We start from the raw sequence: 17,383 nt of genomic DNA on the forward strand, positions 1-17,383 counted from the left end.
TCCTGTTCATGCTCCATTGTCGCAAACGAAACCATATTGCGGATGCACAACCGTCCATTCGCTTTTCGCCAATTATTGGAGAGACCATGAAGGCCCAGATTTTGGCCACCACCGCCGCCGCAGCCCTGCTTGGCGGGTGCGCAACCATCAACACCGAAGAAGGTGACCCCTTGGCAGACCTGCAAGAAGCCCAGGCATACAATCCCGATATTCCCGCTGGCACCGGCTATTTCGCCGAGCGCAGCGACCTGCCCCTTTACGCGCCGGACTTCACCAAGATTTCCGAAGACGATTACCTGCCCGCTTACGAGCAGGCGATGATGATCCACAAGGCCGAGATCGAGGCGATCAAGAACAATCCGGCCGCCCCGAATTTCGAAAACACCATCGTCGCGATCGAAAAGGCCGGCAGCATGCTGGGCCGCATCAACACGGTCTTCTTCGCCCTCACCGGTTCGAACACGACCGATCGCCTCGACGAGATCAACACCGAGATCAGCCCCAAGCTGACCGAGCATTATGACTCGATCACGCTCGACCCCGCGCTCTTCGCCCGCGTCAAGGCGGTCTATGACAACCGCGCCGCGATGACGATGACGGTGGAAGACGCCAAGCTGCTCGAAACCACCTACGACGCCATGGTCCATGCCGGCGCGCTGCTGAGCGATGCCGAACGCGAGCAGGTCAAGGCGATCAACTCGCAGCTCTCGACGTTGACGACCGAATTCAGCCAGGCCGCCCGCGCCGCGATGAGCGACCAGCCGGTTATCTTCGACACTCGCGAAGAGCTGGCCGGTCTGTCGGACAACGATATCAAGTCCGCTGCCGATCTGGCGACCGAAAAGGGCTTCGACGGCAAGTATGCCATCGCGCTCCAGAACACGACGCAGCAGCCGTTGCTGCCGAGCATGGAAAACCGCGCTGCCCGCGAAAAGCTGTTCATGGCTAGCTATCACCGTGCCGACGGCACGACCGATGTCGACACGCGCATGCTGATCGCCAAGATCGCCAAGCTGCGCGCCGACAAGGCGGCGCTGTTCGGTGAAGCCGACTGGGCCAGCTACGCCATGTGGGATCGCATGGCCGAAAAGCCCAAGACCGCGCTCGATTTCATGGAACAGATGGTTCCTGCCCTCGCCGCGACCCAGCGCCGTGAAGCTGCCCTGCTGACCGCCGCAATCGCTGCCGATGGCGGCGACTACGAAGTGAAACCGTGGGACTGGTATCGCTATGCCAACCGCATCAAGGCCGAACAGTTCGACCTCGATGAAGATGCGGTGATGGAATATTTCGTGCTCGACAAGGTGCTCGAGGACGGCGTGTTCTACATGGCCGAAAAGCTTTACGGCCTTACCTTCCAGAAGCGCACGGACCTGCCGGTCTATCACCCGGATGTGACGACCTACACCGTCTTCGACCGCGACGGCAGCGAACTGGGCATCTTCTATTTCGACCCGTTCCAGCGCCCGTCCAAGCGTGGCGGTGCATGGATGAGCAACTTCGTGGAGCAGAGCCATCTGTATGGCACCAAGCCGGTGATCTACAACGTGCTCAACATCCCGAAGGCACCGGCAGGCGAAGTCCAGCTGGTCAGCTTCGACTGGGTGAACACCACCTTCCACGAATTCGGCCACGCGCTGCACGGCTTCTTCGCCGACCAGCGCTATGAAAGCCTGTCGGGCACCGCCACGGCGCGCGACTTCGTGGAATATCCCAGCCAGGTCCACGAAATGTGGGCCACCTGGCCGAGCGTGCTGTCGAACTACGCCAAGCACTACGAAACCGGCGAGACCATTCCCGACGAGATGATCGAGAAGATCGAAGCCGCGGCGAAGTTCAACCAGGGCTATGATTTCGGCGAAGTCGTCGAAGCCGCCCTGCTCGACATGAAGTGGAGCGCGCTGTCGCCTGCCGAAGCAGCCGCTATCGATACGCCGGAAAAGGTCGACGCGTTCGAGCGTCGCTCGCTCGAAGAACTCGGCCTCGAGATCGACCTCGTGCCGCCGCGTTATCGCAGCACCTATTTCAGCCACATCTTTAGCTCGCCCGCGGGTTATTCCGCCGGCTATTACAGCTACCTGTGGACCGAAATGCTCGACCGCGACAGCCGCAAGTGGTTCATCGAGAACGGCGGCCTCACGCGTGAGAACGGCGATCACTATCGCGCAACCGTGCTTAGCCGTGGCGGGACGATGGATTACTTCCAGATGTTCCAGAACTTCGCTGGCCGGGCACCCGATGTGACCCCGATGCTCGAAGCGCGCGGCCTTGTCGCCGGTGACGAAGCGGCAGACAGTGAAGTGTCGGACGGCAAGCTCCCGGATACTGCCGTCAACTAAGGCTGCCAGTCAGCGCAAATCAGGAAAGGCCGGGCCGTTTGGTCCGGCCTTTTCTTTTGCCCCGCCATGCGAGTGACTTGTCGTTGAGCCGGTCCATGTCCTGCTCCCCGGCAATGGCCTGTTCGCCAAGGGCAATCGCCTGCTGCAATTGTTCGTCGCTTGCGTTGCGATAGGCAGGCGAAGCGATGGTATCACGCCAGGGGCCGCCCGTGGCATGGTCTAGCAGGATGCGCTGGAAGCAGTGGTCGAGATGTACCGGCCACCCGCGCGCGCCGGCAAGTGCAGGCAGTTCCTCCCTCGTCAGGGCGAACCAGCGCTGGACTAGATGATCGGCAGCCATGGCCGGTCAACGGATCACAGCGGCATGAGTGCCATGCGGTCGCCGCGCTCGATCCATTCGACCTGCGTTTGCCATACGCGCTCTACCACCTCGGCGGCCAGCGCGCGGTGCGGCTCATCGTCCGCTGCCAGTGTCCCTCCGTCGAGCACGACAACGCGGTCCGCATGGTTCATGGCATGGGACAGGTCGTGCAGCACCAGAACCACGCCGATGCCGCTATCGGCGGCCCGGCGAAGGTGCTTGAGCAGGGCCAGCTGGTGCCCGATGTCGAGCGCAGCCAGCGGTTCGTCGGCGAGGATCCACTGCGGCTCTCCCGCAAGTACTCGGGCCAAGAGGACACGCGCCGTCTCGCCGCCGGACAGCGATTGCGCGCGCCGGTCGGCCAGATGCTCTACGTCGAGTGCCTGCAACGCGGCCTCCACGGGCTCGGTGCGCTTGTCGCCATGCGGCATCCGGCCCAGTTCGACGAGACGGCGGACCGGCACGTCCCAGGATACGGTATGCTCCTGCGGCAGATAGCCGATTGCCTGTGCACGCTCGCGCGGCTGGTAGGACGCAAGGTCCCTGTCGCCGAGCACGATAGAGCCGGAATCGACGTCGAGAAGTCCCGCCAGCGCTTCCAGGAGGCTCGATTTGCCCGCCCCGTTGGGACCGCAGATCGCGGTGATTGCCCCGGGGCGCAGGCTCAGGCCGACATGGGCGAGCCTGTCCTCGAGCACGAGGTCGCGTGCTTCCAGCATCATGCCAGCCCCTTCCGCATGCGCAGCAACAGCCACAGGAAGAAGGGCGCACCGAGCAGGCTCAATGCAATGCCCAGCCGCAGTTCGGTGACCAGCGGCAGGATGCGCACCACGCTATCCGCGACAAGCACCAGCAAGGCGCCCGCCAGCGCGCTCGGCACAATCAGCTGCGACGGCCGCCGATCGGTCAGGGGGCGCACCAGGTGCGGGACGATCAGCCCGACGAAGCCGATGATGCCGGCAACGGCGACACCCGCTCCTATAGTCAGGCCAACGCCAAGGATCAGCAACCAGAGTAGCCGGTTCGTATCGACACCAAGCGAGCGTGCGACCGGCTCTCCCAAAGTCAGCGCATCGAGGCCCGCACCTGCGCGCATCAGGAATACTATGCCTAGCAAGACCATCGGCCCGGCAAGCCACACCTCGCGCCAGCTGCGGTCGGTCAGCGCGCCGTTCAGCCACAGCACGATCTCGCTCATCGCAAAGGCATTGGGCGCCATGGAAATGGCCAGTGCAGTCAGCGCGCCCGCGAGGCTCGCCACCATGAGGCCAGCCAGCGTGAACAGGGCGATGCCCCCGGTGCGCCCGGCAATCACGGCGAGAAGCGCCATAGCCCCGCCAGCACCGACCAGCGCGAAGAGCGGCAGCAGCCATGCGCTCGCGGTGAAGCCGAAGAAGAGAGCGGTGACCGCACCCAGCGCGGCGCCCGGCGCGATGCCGAATAGCCCCGGATCGGCCAGCGGGTTGCGAAGGTAGCCCTGCATGGCCGCCCCGGCCGCCCCTAGACCCGCTCCAACGACGATTGCCAGCACGGCACGCGGCAGGCGGAGCTCGCCAAGGATGAGCGCGGCATTGGGTGTTGTGGCAGGGTCGATCCACACCCTTCCCGCAAGCAGCGATAGCGGCAAGGCAATCGCCAGAAGAGCGGCCATGACGAGGACGGCGCGGTTCACGACACGTCCTGCCGGATTTGCGCCAGCCGTTCTGCCGCACGGATGATCGTCGGCCCGCCGCAATAGAGGAGGCTAGTGTCGAAACTCTCGCGGCGCATCTCCGGCAGGTCGGACAGGACAGGATGACGCTGCCCCGCCTCGCTTCCAGCTATCAGCAAGACTTGGGGAGGATCGGCGACGACTTGTTCCAGCGCGAGGTAGTCCGCCTGCGCCATTCCCCTGACAGCGCTATAGCTTTCAAAGCCCGTCCGCCGCAGCAGGTCGCTGATGAGTGCGCCTTGCCCCGGGACAATCCCCGAGGGTTGCCACAGGGCGGCTTCGACCGGCCTGCCGACAGCTCCTGCATCCGCAAGCGCGCGCTCGATCGAAGCGACCAGGGCTTCACCGCTCGCGGGATCGCCCGTCAGGCGCGCGATCTGGCGCACCTGTTCCTTGCTGTCCTCCACGCTCGCAACGCTGCCGAAAGTTTCGACCCTCACTCCGAGATCCTCGAGCGCCGCCCGCGTTGCAGGGGCGATGAAAGTCGAGGCGACGACGATGTCAGGCTCAAGCGCGAGGATCTCCTCAACCGTGCCGCCCGTCGAGGCATATCGCGCCGCGACCTCCGGCTCCATGGAGCTGGCGCGCGGGTCCTTGCTATAGTGAGAGATCGCCAGCAGCTGCCCCGGATCGGCGACCTCCGCAAGGATCGCGTCCGTGCAGGGATTGAGACTGACGATCGTGGGCCTTTCGCCGCCCTCACCCGATAGCTCCCGGCCACCCGAACAGGCGGCCAGGAACAGGAGCAAGGCGGGCGCAAGGCGCTTCACATCTGCGCCCTCAGCCCGACGAAGGCTCCTCTGCCGGGCGTCCGATATCCGGATACGAGGCGGTAATCGGTATCGAACACGTTCTCGACCCGCCCGAACACTTCCAGGCTATCGCCCACGTCGAACGCAGCCCTGATATCCAGCATTTCGTACCCGTCGAGTTCCACGGTATTCGCCGCGTTGTCAAAGGACGAGCCGGAGAATCGCAGGTCGGCGCCCAGCTTCAGCCCGAAACCGCTTTCCCAATCGGCGAACAGGGTGCCGAAATGCTGCGGCCTGCGCGCGAGATCGAGACCGCTTGAGCGATCCTCCGCATCCACCAGCGCGTACACACCCGACAGGCGGAGCGAGTTCGTCACATCGAAACCCGCTTCCGCCTCTACGCCCTGCGCGCGGGCGCGATCGGTGTTCTGATAGACGCCGAAGGGCCGGTCGGGAGTGAAGGCAAAGCCGATCAGATTATCGCTGTCGCGCCGAAAGCCCGTCAGCGCGAAGTACAGGCCGCGATCGCGGCGCCCGCGCTCGAGGCCGATGTCGAAACTGGTGCTTTCCTCCGGTTCGAGCCCGGTATTCCCGTAGAAGGACAGCAATTGGTAGAGCGTCGGCGCCTTGAACCCTTCGCCAAGGCTGGCCCGCACGCGCCAGTCGTCGCCGAAACCATAGCTGACATCGCCGCCAAAGCTGGTCGACGTGCCGAATTGCTCATGATCGTCGATCCGCCCGCCTACGTGGATCACTAGGCGGCCCATCACCCAGCCGAGCTGGCCGTAGAAACCGGCAATGCCCGTCTCGGCAGGAGCGTCGAAATTCGTCTCGAACTCGGTCCATTCCTTCTCGCCGCCGAACGCGAGGCTCAGCCCGCCCAGAAGGCGATACTCGCCGCGCAATTGCACACGCTCGGACCTGCCCTTGCTACCGAAGGTGACACCGCCGTCCTCACCGAGATTGTCCCGCTCGGTGTCCGAGAGGCTGTAGGCTGCGCGCAGCGTCAGGTCGTTGCCGTAGTACGCCAGGCCGATATCGCCCCAGTGGCGGCGCGTTTCCTGCGTTTCCAGGTTATCGGCCATGGCAAATGCCGGAGGCGGGAAGCCGTCTATGTCGAGCTTGCCCTCGCTCCAGTTTAGGTGGGTGAAAATTTCGAGACTGTCGGTCAGGTCGAGGAAGCCGACACCTCCGATGGCAAACTGCTGGAAACCGTCCGCCTCGATGCCATTCGCGGCGGCGGAAAAACCGTCGCTCGTGAACCATGACCCATTGAGCCCGACATAGGCTTTTTCACCGCTTACCCCGGTGGCGACATTCGCCCGGAATGTCTCGCGCGCGCCATATTCCAGCGTGCCTTTCATACCGGTTTCGGTGCGGGTGGAGATGTCCACGACGCCGCCGATTGCCTCGCTGCCCCAGATGGTCGAGTTCGATCCTCTCAGGATGTCGAACTTGCCCGCCATTCCCGTCAGCTGGTTGCCGAAGTCGAAGCCGCCGCCCGGCGCGGCCGGATCGGCCACCCGCACGCCATCTACCAGCACCAGCACCTGATCGGCACTGGCACCGCGAATGTTGACGCCGGTGAAACCGCCTACCCCGCCATTGCGCGAGAAGGAGAGGCCGGGTGTCCTTTGCAGTACGCGCGTTGCGTCACCGCCCTGCACGCTTTCGATCTCGTCGCGCTCGATAATCGTGACTGCCTGGCCCGTGTTCTCGATGGCGGTGGATAGGCCATTGGCGGTGACCGTGATCTGCGGGACCAGCATGTCAGCGATTACGATCGGTTCGGGCGCCTCGCGCTCCATGCGGGTGCCGTAGTGCGCTTGGTCATCGACTTCCTGTGCCTGCTCGGCATCTTGCGCAGCGATGATTTCCGCCAGCGCCTCCTCGCTTGCCGATTGCGCGGCAGCGCTAACTGGAAGAACCGAAACAGTAATCAGAAACAGGTATTTATACACGAAACCTCCTATCATGAACGAACTGCCGCTCATGACGGGAGGGAGCAGGATCGCTTCCATCCGCGTTTGCCATCGGGGCACCCCGCCCGTGGCCGAACGACTGGTACAGGCAGGTCTCCTGGCTCGCCGGATCGACGCTTTCCCGCCGCCTTCCCACCCGCGAGGGGCAGTGGCATCTGGCGGGATCGCTCCCCGGTCACAGTTGCGGGGGCAGCCGGGGCTTCGTCACCCCGTTCTCTCTTAGGTCCGCCTTCGCGGACAACCCGTACCAATGACCGCGCCAATAGGGTGGGTTCGCAGGGCGGGCAAGTGCCTTGCTATTAACCTTTCCCCGCTATGCGATCCTGCGGTATGGAGCGCGTCATGCAGCATCAGGATACACCAGTGTCGAGCAGGAGGGCTGCGCGCGAGGCGCAGGCCCGCTCGCGCCGCCAGATGCTGCGGCGGGTGGCTGTGGTGATCCTTGCAATCGCCCTGCCCACGGCTGCTGCGCAGGGTGCATGGCCCGGCTTTGCCAAGGCCATGGGCATCGCGCAGGGCGAGCCGCAGGTCCAGCCGATGCCGTTCGAGATTGCTGGCCAGAGCTTTCCGGGCTCGGCATTCTATTATCTCGACCAGCCGCCGGAACCGGTGATCGACCTTGCCGAGCTTCGCGTATCCGAAGGCAACCTCGATACCGAACGCTTTACCGAGCGCTTCGGAGCGGCTGCCACCGCACGGGCATTCCAGAGCGCGGGCAGCGGGATCGACAAGGCACGCGCGCTGCGGTGCCTTTCCATGGCGGTCTATTACGAAGCCGCCAGCGAAAGCCAGGCGGGGCAGGAAGCCGTCGCGCAAGTGGTCCTCAACCGGGTCTCGCACCCCGCCTATCCGGCAAGCATCTGCGGGGTGGTCTTCCAGGGGTCGGAGCGCAAGACCGGTTGCCAGTTCACCTTCACCTGCGACGGATCGCTCAATCGCCAGCCGTCGCGCGCCGGTTGGGCCAGAGCGCAATCGGTGGCCCTCGCCGCGCTATCGGGTCACGTCTTCCAGCCGGTCGGCCTCGCGACGCATTATCACACCCATGCCGTCAATCCTTACTGGGCGAGCAGCCTGGACCTGATCGGCTCGATCGGCGCGCACCGGTTCTATCGCTGGAAGGGTAGCGCAGGCCGCGCAGCCGCATTTTCGGGGGCCTATGCGGGCGGAGAACCGCTGGCCCTACCCAATACGCCGAGCGCCTCGCCCCTGCCCTCGCAGGCAGCATTGGGCAGCGTTCCGCCGCCCCCGGCCGACCCGGTTATCGGGGCGACAATCGCGCCCGAGCCCAAGGTCGGCGAGGCCAGCGCCTCCGCACCGGTCATCGGCTCTCCGCAGTCCGGCGACGTGAAGCCGGAATACCGCAACAGCGGACGATGGATCAGGGAACCCGGCGCGCGAAAAATGACAGCGGAATAGGCATTTAACCTCTTTTCAAGCATACCGCGGAACCGAAGTTTAGCGGCTGCCGCTTATACCGTCTCCTGAAGCCGGGCCGCGAGGGTAGATAGCCCCGCGGCAGCACAGGAGGATCGGGTCCATGCCAGTTCATTTTGCCGCCGCGCGCACAGCCGCGCGCTCGCCCGTTGCGCGCATACTTGCAAAGCAGTCGCCGGGGATTGCGGCCAACGACAATGACTATCCGGTTGGCGAGCCCTTTGCGATGGAGAGCCTGCGTGATGCGTTGATGCATTTCGCCGAGCACGGGATGGGGGCCGCAAAGGAGGCACATCGCCTGGCGCTCGTCGCGCACGAAGCTGACAATGTCGACGATCGCGAGCACTGGGTTGGCATCTGCCGCACACTGGATGCCCGGGAAGCCAGCAAGTTCGAGCGCGCGCTCATCCTGCAGGATGCGCCGCTGATTGGTTGAGCCTGTCGTTTCGCCTCACCTGAATGGTGCGACGACAAAAGCACTGGCCGCGCGGAACCTGAAAGCCGCGCGGCCATTTCTTTGTCACTTCCCTACGAAAACGAGCATTATTGCTACTGCGAACTATTTGCAAAGATAGTTGCCGCATGCGACCTTTTGCCGGTTGCAATCCTATGCTCCGGGGCCTAGGTCGCCCTTCGAACACCGGGCGCGCGTACCCACGCGGGACTCCACGCGCCATAGCGGTCCAGGCAATCTCGTCCCGCGCTGTTTGAAGGACGCACTCACCCTATGGCACGCAAGAAGATCGCGCTCATCGGCTCCGGCATGATTGGCGGCACCCTCGCCCACCTCGCTGCGAAGAAGGAAATGGGCGACATCGTCCTGTTCGATATCGCCGAAGGCATGCCGCAGGGTAAGGCACTCGACCTCAGCCAGTGCGGCCCGATCGAAGGCTTCGATGCCAAGATCACCGGTTCGAACGACTATGCCGATATCGCCGGTGCGGACGTCGTGATCGTCACCGCCGGCGTGCCCCGCAAGCCCGGCATGAGCCGCGACGACCTTCTCGGCATCAACCTCAAGGTGATGAAGTCGGTCGGCGAAGGCATCAAGAACAACTGCCCCGACGCATTCGTGATCTGCATCACCAACCCGCTCGACGCGATGGTCTGGGCGCTGCGCGAATTCAGCGGCCTGCCGCACAACAAGGTCGTCGGCATGGCCGGCGTGCTCGACAGCGCGCGTTTCGCCACCTTCCTCGCCTGGGAATTCGACGTTTCGGTGAAGGACGTGAACGCCTTCGTCCTCGGCGGTCACGGCGACACCATGGTCCCCGTCACCAGCTACACCACGATCAACGGCATCCCGGTCAACGACTTCGCCAAGATCAAGGGCGTTTCGGAAAGCCGCATCGACGAAATCGTCGACCGTACCCGCAAGGGTGGCGGGGAAATCGTCGGCCTGCTCGGCAACGGCTCTGCCTATTACGCCCCGGCGACCAGTGCGATCGCGATGGCCGAAGCCTATCTCGGCGACCAGAAGCGTATCCTGCCCTGCGCCAGCTACGTCGAAGGCAAGTATGGCCTCGACGGCCTCTATGTCGGCGTGCCCACCATGATCGGCGCAGGCGGCACCGAAGAAGTGATCGAGATCGAACTGTCGGACGAAGAGAAGAAGAACCTCAAGGTCTCGACCGACGCGGTCGAAGAACTGCTCGAAGCCTGCAAGGGCCTCGACAGCTCGCTCGCCTGAGCGAACCTTCCAGCCAGGGACGTAATACGATGAAGACGCTTCGCCTCCTTCCTTTCCTTGCCCTTGCCGCCGCGGCTCCCGCAGCGGCACAGGACAAGCCGGCCTCTGCCGCCGAAATCGTCGACGCGATCGATGCCTGCAAGGCGATTACCTCGCCCACGTGGATCGAACTGGACGATCTCAGCAAGCACGGCTGGAAGCCTTACCGCAAGCCCGCCGGTCGCCGCGCGCAAGTGGTACGAGGCGCCTATGAAAAGCAGGGCAACGAAGCGCTCATCATCATCAGCAAGGCGGAACTGCGGGACAAAGCCTGCGTCATCTTCGCCCGGCTCGACAGTACGGCCGATTATGGCCCCACGGCCCAGTCCGTTTCGCAATTCGTCGGCATGCCGACCCATGCCGATGGCCCGACCTATTTCTGGTCGCTGGGCGATGGCATGAACATGCGGATCGACCCCACCGGCGATAAGGACAAACCCATCGCCCGTTTTGAAATCAAGGCTACTGCCCAGGAGAGCGCCGAATGAGCATCCTCGTCGACAAGAACACCAAGGTCATCACCCAGGGGATGACCGGCAACACCGGTACCTTCCACACCCAGCAGGCGCTCGATTACGGCACCAAGATGGTCGCAGGCGTCACGCCCGGCAAAGGCGGCACCGACCACATCGGCCTGCCGCAGTTCAACACCGTGCGCGAAGCCAAGGCTGAAACCGGCGCGACGGCCTCGTGCATCTATGTCCCGCCGCCGTTCGCAGCAGACGCCATCCTCGAGGCGATCGATGCCGAGATGGAACTGATCGTCGCAATCACCGAAGGCATTCCGGTGCTCGACATGGTCAAGGTGAAGGCCGCCCTCACCGGCTCGAAGAGCCGCCTGATCGGCCCGAACTGCCCCGGCGTCCTGACCCCTGAAGAATGCAAGATCGGCATCATGCCCGGCTCCATCTTCAAGAAGGGCAGCGTCGGCGTGGTCTCGCGCTCCGGCACGCTGACCTACGAAGCCGTGCACCAGACCACCATGGTCGGCCTCGGCCAGACAACGGCAGTGGGCATCGGCGGCGATCCGGTCAACGGCACCAACTTCATCGACGTGCTCGACCTCTTCCTCGACGACGACGACACCAAGTCGATCATCATGATCGGCGAAATCGGCGGCAGCGCGGAAGAAGAAGCGGCCGAATTCATCAAGCAGGAAGCTGCCAAGGGCCGCAAGAAGCCGATGGTCGGCTTCATCGCAGGCCGCACGGCGCCACCGGGCCGTCGCATGGGCCATGCCGGTGCTATCGTTTCGGGCGGCCAGGGCGGCGCGGACGACAAGATCGCAGCGATGGAAGACGCGGGCATCCGCGTTTCGCCCTCGCCCAGCGAGCTTGGCACCACGCTCGACGCGATGCTGAAGGAACTCGCCTGATCCACTCAGTGATGCGGAAAGGTTTTCTCCTCCCCGGGAGCCTTCCGCACCGCCGAGGCATTGGCAGTATAGGCCGACAACAGGGTCGGCGCGAAAGGTAGCCCGATGGGTAACGAGAGCCACGATTTCCTGCCCGAAATGGGCGACCAGGAAGGTCCGCAGCAGGGGCCGAGCTGGGGCAACCCGCGCTGGCTGGCCGAAGTGGTCGACAGCGATGCGGACCTCACGGCCGCACTTGATCCCACCCAGATGCGTCTCGCGGTCAAGCAGGCCGCAGAGAAGGCCGGCAAGGCCACCGATCCCAAGGCTATCGAACAGGCGGCCGACGACAGCATCCGCGCCATGCTGCTCGTGCGCCTCTACCGCGTGCGCGGCCACCTGGCTGCCGACCTCGACCCGCTGGGCCTTTCCCATCGCGAAGTGCCGGAAGACCTGACGCTGGAGTGGCATGGCTTCACCGGCCAGGAAGACCGCGAAGTCTTCGTCGGCGGCGTCTTCGGCTTCGACTGGGTCACCGTGCGAGAGCTCTACGACGCCCTGCGCGCCACCTATTGCGGCAATGTCGGCCTCGAATACATGCATATCTCGGACACGGAAGAACGTCGCTTCCTCCAGGACAAGTTCGAGACGCCCGAAGACACGATCCAGTTCACCGAGGAAGGCAAGCGCGCCATCCTTGCAGCGGTCGTGCGCGGCGAGGAATACGAGAAGTTCCTCGGCAAGAAGTACGTCGGCACCAAGCGCTTCGGCCTCGATGGCGGCGAGAGCATGATCCCGGCACTCGAAGCGGTTATCAAGTACGGCGGCCAGCTCGGCGTGCGCGAGATCATTTACGGCATGGCCCACCGCGGCCGCCTCAACGTCCTCGCGAACGTCATGGGCAAGCCCTACAAGGTCATCTTCCACGAATTCTCGGGCGGGTCTTCCAACCCTGACGATGTCGGCGGTTCGGGCGACGTAAAATATCACCTCGGCACCAGCACCGATCGTTCGTTCGACGACATCGACGTGCATATGAGCCTGGTCCCCAACCCCTCGCACCTCGAGGCGGTGAACCCGGTGGTCCTCGGCAAGAGCCGTGCGCAGCAGGCGATCCGCGACGACCTCAAGAAGCACGAACAGGTCCTGCCCGTCCTCCTTCACGGCGATGCCGCCTTCGCGGGCCAGGGCATCGTGTGGGAATGCCTCGGCTTTTCCGGCGTGCGCGGGTACAATACCGGCGGCTGCCTGCACTTCGTCATCAACAACCAGATCGGCTTCACCACCAGCCCACAATTCGCGCGTAGCTCGCCCTACCCGAGCGATGTCGCCAAGGGCGTCCAGGCACCGATCCTCCACGTCAACGGCGACGATCCAGAAGCCGTGACCTTCGCCTGCAAGCTGGCCATCGAATACCGCCAGACCTTCGGGCGCGACATCGTGATCGACATGTGGTGCTATCGCCGCTTCGGCCACAACGAGGGCGACGAGCCCAAGTTCACGCAGCCGCTGATGTACGACGCCATTCGCAATCACCCGCGGGTGAGCGAGCTCTACACCAAGCGCCTCGAAGAAGAAGGCGTCATCGAAAAGGGCTACGCCGACCAGTTGCGCAGCGAATTCGACGCCCATCTCGAGGAAGAGTTCTCCGCGGCCAAGGATTACAAGCCCGACGAGGCCGACTGGTTCGGCGGTCGCTGGGCCGGCATGAACAAGCCTGCCGATCCCGAGGGTGCACGCCGCAACGTAGAAACCGCGATCGAAAAGAAGCTGTTCGACAGCCTCGGCCGCACGCTGACGACCGTCCCCGAAGACGTGACCATCCACAAGACCCTGGGCCGCGTGCTCAAGGCCAAGAAGGAAATGTTCGACAGCGGCACCGGCTTCGACTGGGCCACTGGGGAAGCGCTCGCCTTCGGCAGCCTCGTTACCGAAGGCTTCGGCGTTCGCCTGTCGGGCCAGGATTCGGGACGCGGCACCTTCAGCCAGCGCCACGCCGTCTGGGTCGACCAGAAGGACGAGCGCAAGTACATCCCGCTCACCACCCTGCCCCACGGCAAGTTCGAGGTCTACGACAGCCCGCTGTCGGAATACGGCGTGCTCGGCTTCGAATACGGTTTCGCCATGGCGGATCCGAAAAGCCTGGTGATGTGGGAAGCGCAGTTCGGCGACTTCGCCAACGGCGCGCAGATCATGATCGACCAGTTCATCGCGGCCGGTGAAGTGAAATGGCTGCGTGCGAACGGCCTCGTCCTACTGCTGCCGCACGGCTACGAAGGTCAGGGCCCAGAACATAGCTCCGCGCGGCTCGAACGCTTCCTGCAGCTGTGCGCGAACGACAATATCCAGGTCTGCAACATCACCGACCCGGCGAACTACTTCCATGTGCTGCGCCGCCAGATGCTGCGTTCGTTCCGCAAGCCGCTGGTCATCATGACGCCCAAGTCGCTGCTGCGCCATCCGATGGCCAAGAGCGATGCCGATGGCTTTATGGGCGAAACGCACTTCATGCGGATCAAGTCGGATCTGACCGACATTCCCGACGAGAAGGTGAAGCGCCTCGTCCTGTGTTCGGGCAAGGTCGCTTACGACCTGATGCAGCGCCGCGACGAAGCCGGGGTGGACGATGTGTCCATCGTGCGCATCGAGCAGCTGTATCCCTTCCCCGGCGAACCGCTTGCGGTCCGGATCGAACGGATGAAAAATCTCGAGACCATCGTCTGGTGCCAGGAAGAGCCGAAGAACAACGGCGCCTGGTTCTTCGTCGACCGACTGATCGAGGAAGCGGCGGAAAAGGCCGGCAAGAAGGGCATGCGCCCCTGCTACGCCGGACGCGAAGTCGCCGCCTCGCCCGCCACCGGATATGCCAGCCGCCACAAGGTCCAGCAGGAAGCGCTGGTCAACATCGCGCTCGGCCTGAACGGCGACAATTCCGCCGCCACCAGCAATTGCCCCTGATCGAGGTCGTAAAAGGAACCACCTGACCATGGCCACCGAAGTCAAAGTCCCCACGCTCGGCGAGAGCGTTACCGAAGCCTCCATCGGCGAATTGCTGAAGAACGTCGGCGATGCCGTCGCCGTGGACGAACCGATCGTCAGCCTCGAAACCGACAAGGTCGCGGTCGAGGCACCCTCGCCCGTCGCGGGCGTGATCACCGAATTCAAGGTCGAAGTCGGCGATACCGTCGAAGTCGGCGCGGTTCTCGCAGTGATCGAGGAAGGCGGCGCCCCTGCTGCCAAGGGCGAGGAAGCCGGTCGCGCTGCCGAACAGCGGGAAGAGGGAAAGGAAGAGCGCGCCGAAGCGAGCGCTCCCGCGGCCTCTTCCGACGCATCGCAGACGCTTTCGCCGGCCGTACGTCGCGCGGTTCTTGAACACGGCGTCGATCCTTCGACGATCAAGGGCACCGGCAAGGACGGCCGCCTAACCAAGGAAGACGTGATCGCGGCTGCCAAGGCCAAGAAGGACGGCGGCACGATCGCAGATGCCGCGCCTGCCCAGGCTGCTACTCCGTCGGCTCCGGCGGGCGAGCGCCGCGAGGAACGCGTCAAGATGACGCGCATGCGCCAGACAATCGCCAAGCGCCTCAAGGGCGCGCAGGACAATGCGGCGCTGCTCACCACCTTCAACGATGTCGATATGTCCGCGGTGATCGAGGCCCGTACCAGGTACAAGGACCTCTTCGCCAAGAAGCACGACATCCGTCTCGGCTTCATGGGCTTCTTCGCCAAGGCCGCCTGCCTTGCGCTGAAGGATGTGCCCGCGGTCAACGCCTATATCGAGGGCGACGAGATCGTCTATCACGACTACGTCGACATCTCTGTCGCCGTTTCGGCGCCCAACGGCCTCGTCGTCCCGGTCATCCGTGACGCGCAGGACAAGGGCTTCGCCCGCATCGAGAAGGACATTGCGGACTTCGGCAAGCGCGCCAAGGAAGGCACGCTGACGATGGAAGACATGAAAGGCGGCACCTTCACCATCTCCAACGGCGGCGTGTTCGGCTCGCTCATGTCGACCCCGATCATCAACCCGCCGCAGAGCGCCGTCCTTGGCCTCCACCGCATCGAGGACCGCCCGGTCGTCGTCGACGGCGAAATCGTCATCCGCCCGATGATGTATATCGCCCTGTCCTACGACCACCGCCTGATCGACGGCCGCGAGGCGGTCACCGCACTCAAGATCATCAAGGAAGCGATCGAAGATCCGACCCGGATGCTGATCGACCTCTGAGGAAGAAATCATGGCTGAATACGACTACGACGTCCTCGTCATCGGCGCTGGCCCGGGTGGCTATGTCGCCGCGATCCGCGCAGCGCAGCTGGGCCTGAAGACCGCTTGTGCGGAAAGCCGCGAGACGCTGGGTGGGACCTGCCTCAACGTGGGCTGCATCCCCTCCAAGGCGATGCTGCACGCATCGGAATATTTCGATGCGGCAAGCAATGGCACAATGGCCGAAATGGGTATCGAGGTTTCGCCCAAGCTGAACCTCGACGCGATGCACGCGCAGCGGCGTGACGCGGTAAAAGGCCTCACGGGCGGCATCGAATTCCTGTTCAAGAAGAACAAGGTCGACTGGAAGAAGGGCCATGCCACCTTCCAGGATGCGCACACGGTCAAGGTCGGCGACGAAACGGTCACGGCCAAGAACATCATCATCGCCACGGGCTCTTCGGTCACTCCGCTGCCCGGTGTCGAGGTCGACAACGACAAGCAGATCGTCGTCGATTCCACCGGCGCGCTGGAACTCAAGTCCGTGCCCAAGAAGATGGTCGTCATCGGCGGCGGCGTTATCGGGCTGGAGCTAGGCTCCGTCTGGCGGCGTCTCGGTGCCGAAGTCATCGTGGTGGAATTCCTCGACAAGCTGCTGCCCGGCATGGACGACGATGTCCGCAAGGAAGCAGGCAAGATCTTCAAGAAGCAGGGCATGGAACTGCGCCTCTCGACCAAGGTCACCGGCTGCACCGTGAAGGGCAAGAAGGCCATGCTGACGCTGGAACCGTCTGCTGGCGGTGACGCGGAAACGCTCGAAGCCGATTGCGTGCTGGTGTCGATCGGCCGCAAGCCGAATACCGACGGTCTCGGCCTCGATGCGATCGGCATCGAAACCAACAAGCGCGGCCAGATCGAAGTCGACCACGACTTCCGCACCAAGGTCGACGGTGTCTGGGCCATCGGCGACGTCGTTCCCGGCCCCATGCTCGCCCACAAGGCGGAAGACGAAGGCATCGCCTGTGCAGAGAACGTCGCGGGCCAGACCGGCATCGTGAACCACGATCTCATCCCCGGCGTCGTCTACACCTGGCCCGAATTCGCCGGCGTCGGCCTGACGCAGGACGAAGCGATCGAGAAAATGGGCGGCGACAAGAAAGCCATCAAGGTCGGCAAGTTCCCGATGATGGCCAACAGCCGCGCCAAGACCAACCACGAACCCGAAGGTTTCGTGAAGGTCATCGCGGAAGCCGAAACCGACCGCGTCCTTGGCGTCTGGGCGATTGCCAGCGTCGCGGGCACCATGATTGCCCAGGCGACGCAGGCCATGGAATTCGGCGCGACGTCGGAAGACATCGCCTACACCTGCCACGCGCACCCGACGCACTCCGAAGCGATCAAGGAAGCGGCGATGGGCGTCCAGGGCAAGCCTATCCACATCTGATCAAGAGACTGGAAGGCCACCACTCCAGCGCCCTTGAGCGCTAGGGTGGTGGCCTTTGCCATTTCCGGCT

At 63.9% G+C, this 17,383-nt stretch carries 14 protein-coding genes and 1 riboswitch; of the genes, 9 read left to right on the forward strand and 5 right to left on the reverse strand.

All coding sequences use genetic code 11. The features are described from left to right. The first annotated feature begins 86 nt into the window (after positions 1 to 86). Positions 87 to 2,339 carry a M3 family metallopeptidase gene (locus BM173_RS05875; RefSeq protein WP_090478708.1) on the forward strand — a complete coding sequence of 751 codons (2,253 nt, stop codon included), beginning with the start codon at positions 87 to 89 and terminating at the stop codon, positions 2,337 to 2,339. 19 nt (positions 2,340 to 2,358) lie between these two features. Here the strand turns inward: BM173_RS05875 and BM173_RS05880 are convergent, their stop codons facing one another. From BM173_RS05880 to BM173_RS05900, 5 genes are read right to left on the reverse strand one after another with little or no spacing between them, the layout of a single operon-like run. Then, positions 2,359 to 2,679 carry a GCN5-related N-acetyltransferase gene (locus tag BM173_RS05880; RefSeq protein ID WP_090478712.1) on the reverse strand — a complete coding sequence of 107 codons (321 nt, stop codon included), beginning with the start codon at positions 2,677 to 2,679 and terminating at the stop codon, positions 2,359 to 2,361. A 14-nt stretch (positions 2,680 to 2,693) separates the two neighbouring features. Further along, entirely contained in the window at positions 2,694 to 3,422 is a 729-nt protein-coding gene (locus BM173_RS05885) for an ABC transporter ATP-binding protein (RefSeq protein WP_342741970.1), read from the reverse strand. Beyond that, the gene (locus tag BM173_RS05890) at positions 3,419 to 4,351 is read right to left on the reverse strand and encodes a FecCD family ABC transporter permease (protein ID WP_090480172.1); all 933 of its coding nucleotides are present in this window, start codon (positions 4,349 to 4,351) and stop codon (positions 3,419 to 3,421) included. The genes BM173_RS05885 and BM173_RS05890 overlap by 4 nt, the downstream gene beginning before the upstream one ends. A 17-nt stretch (positions 4,352 to 4,368) precedes the next feature. After that, positions 4,369 to 5,181 carry an ABC transporter substrate-binding protein gene (locus tag BM173_RS05895; protein WP_090478715.1) on the reverse strand — a complete coding sequence of 271 codons (813 nt, stop codon included), beginning with the start codon at positions 5,179 to 5,181 and terminating at the stop codon, positions 4,369 to 4,371. Further along, positions 5,178 to 7,124, reverse strand: a complete 1,947-nt coding sequence (locus BM173_RS05900) for a TonB-dependent receptor plug domain-containing protein (protein WP_245755794.1) — start codon at positions 7,122 to 7,124, stop codon at positions 5,178 to 5,180. The genes BM173_RS05895 and BM173_RS05900 overlap by 4 nt, the downstream gene beginning before the upstream one ends. Before the next feature lie 91 nt (positions 7,125 to 7,215). Then, positions 7,216 to 7,406, reverse strand: a riboswitch (cobalamin riboswitch). 81 nt (positions 7,407 to 7,487) lie between these two features. Here BM173_RS05900 and BM173_RS05905 point away from each other — a divergent pair. The 8 genes from BM173_RS05905 (at position 7,488) to lpdA (ending at position 17,313) form a co-directional block, all read left to right on the forward strand. Continuing rightward, positions 7,488 to 8,561: a cell wall hydrolase gene (locus BM173_RS05905; RefSeq protein ID WP_245755795.1), complete on the forward strand. Its 1,074-nt coding sequence runs from the start codon at positions 7,488 to 7,490 to the stop codon at positions 8,559 to 8,561. Positions 8,562 to 8,682: 121 nt separating this feature from the next. Then, positions 8,683 to 9,015, forward strand: coding sequence for a hypothetical protein (locus BM173_RS05910; protein WP_090478718.1), 333 nt, complete (start codon positions 8,683 to 8,685; stop codon positions 9,013 to 9,015). Positions 9,016 to 9,306: 291 nt separating this feature from the next. Then, positions 9,307 to 10,269 (forward strand): malate dehydrogenase, encoded by a 963-nt coding sequence (mdh, locus tag BM173_RS05915; protein ID WP_090478720.1) that lies wholly within the window; start codon positions 9,307 to 9,309, stop codon positions 10,267 to 10,269. A gap of 29 nt (positions 10,270 to 10,298) precedes the next feature. Further along, positions 10,299 to 10,796, forward strand: coding sequence for a hypothetical protein (locus tag BM173_RS05920; protein WP_090478723.1), 498 nt, complete (start codon positions 10,299 to 10,301; stop codon positions 10,794 to 10,796). Then, positions 10,793 to 11,683, forward strand: coding sequence for a succinate--CoA ligase subunit alpha (gene sucD / locus BM173_RS05925; RefSeq protein ID WP_090478726.1), 891 nt, complete (start codon positions 10,793 to 10,795; stop codon positions 11,681 to 11,683). Before BM173_RS05920 ends, sucD begins: the two co-directional genes overlap by 4 nt. Before the next feature lie 105 nt (positions 11,684 to 11,788). Next, positions 11,789 to 14,620 carry a 2-oxoglutarate dehydrogenase E1 component gene (locus BM173_RS05930; RefSeq protein ID WP_090478730.1) on the forward strand — a complete coding sequence of 944 codons (2,832 nt, stop codon included), beginning with the start codon at positions 11,789 to 11,791 and terminating at the stop codon, positions 14,618 to 14,620. A 28-nt stretch (positions 14,621 to 14,648) separates the two neighbouring features. Beyond that, complete coding sequence (gene odhB, locus BM173_RS05935) at positions 14,649 to 15,890, forward strand: 2-oxoglutarate dehydrogenase complex dihydrolipoyllysine-residue succinyltransferase (protein ID WP_090478733.1); 1,242 nt, start codon at positions 14,649 to 14,651, stop codon at positions 15,888 to 15,890. Between the two features lie 10 nt (positions 15,891 to 15,900). Continuing rightward, positions 15,901 to 17,313, forward strand: coding sequence for a dihydrolipoyl dehydrogenase (gene lpdA / locus BM173_RS05940; RefSeq protein ID WP_090478735.1), 1,413 nt, complete (start codon positions 15,901 to 15,903; stop codon positions 17,311 to 17,313). Positions 17,314 to 17,383 lie beyond the last annotated feature (70 nt).

The sequence above is a fragment of the Qipengyuania nanhaisediminis genome, from assembly GCF_900115585.1.
In the GTDB taxonomy this organism is placed as follows: domain Bacteria; phylum Pseudomonadota; class Alphaproteobacteria; order Sphingomonadales; family Sphingomonadaceae; genus Qipengyuania; species Qipengyuania nanhaisediminis.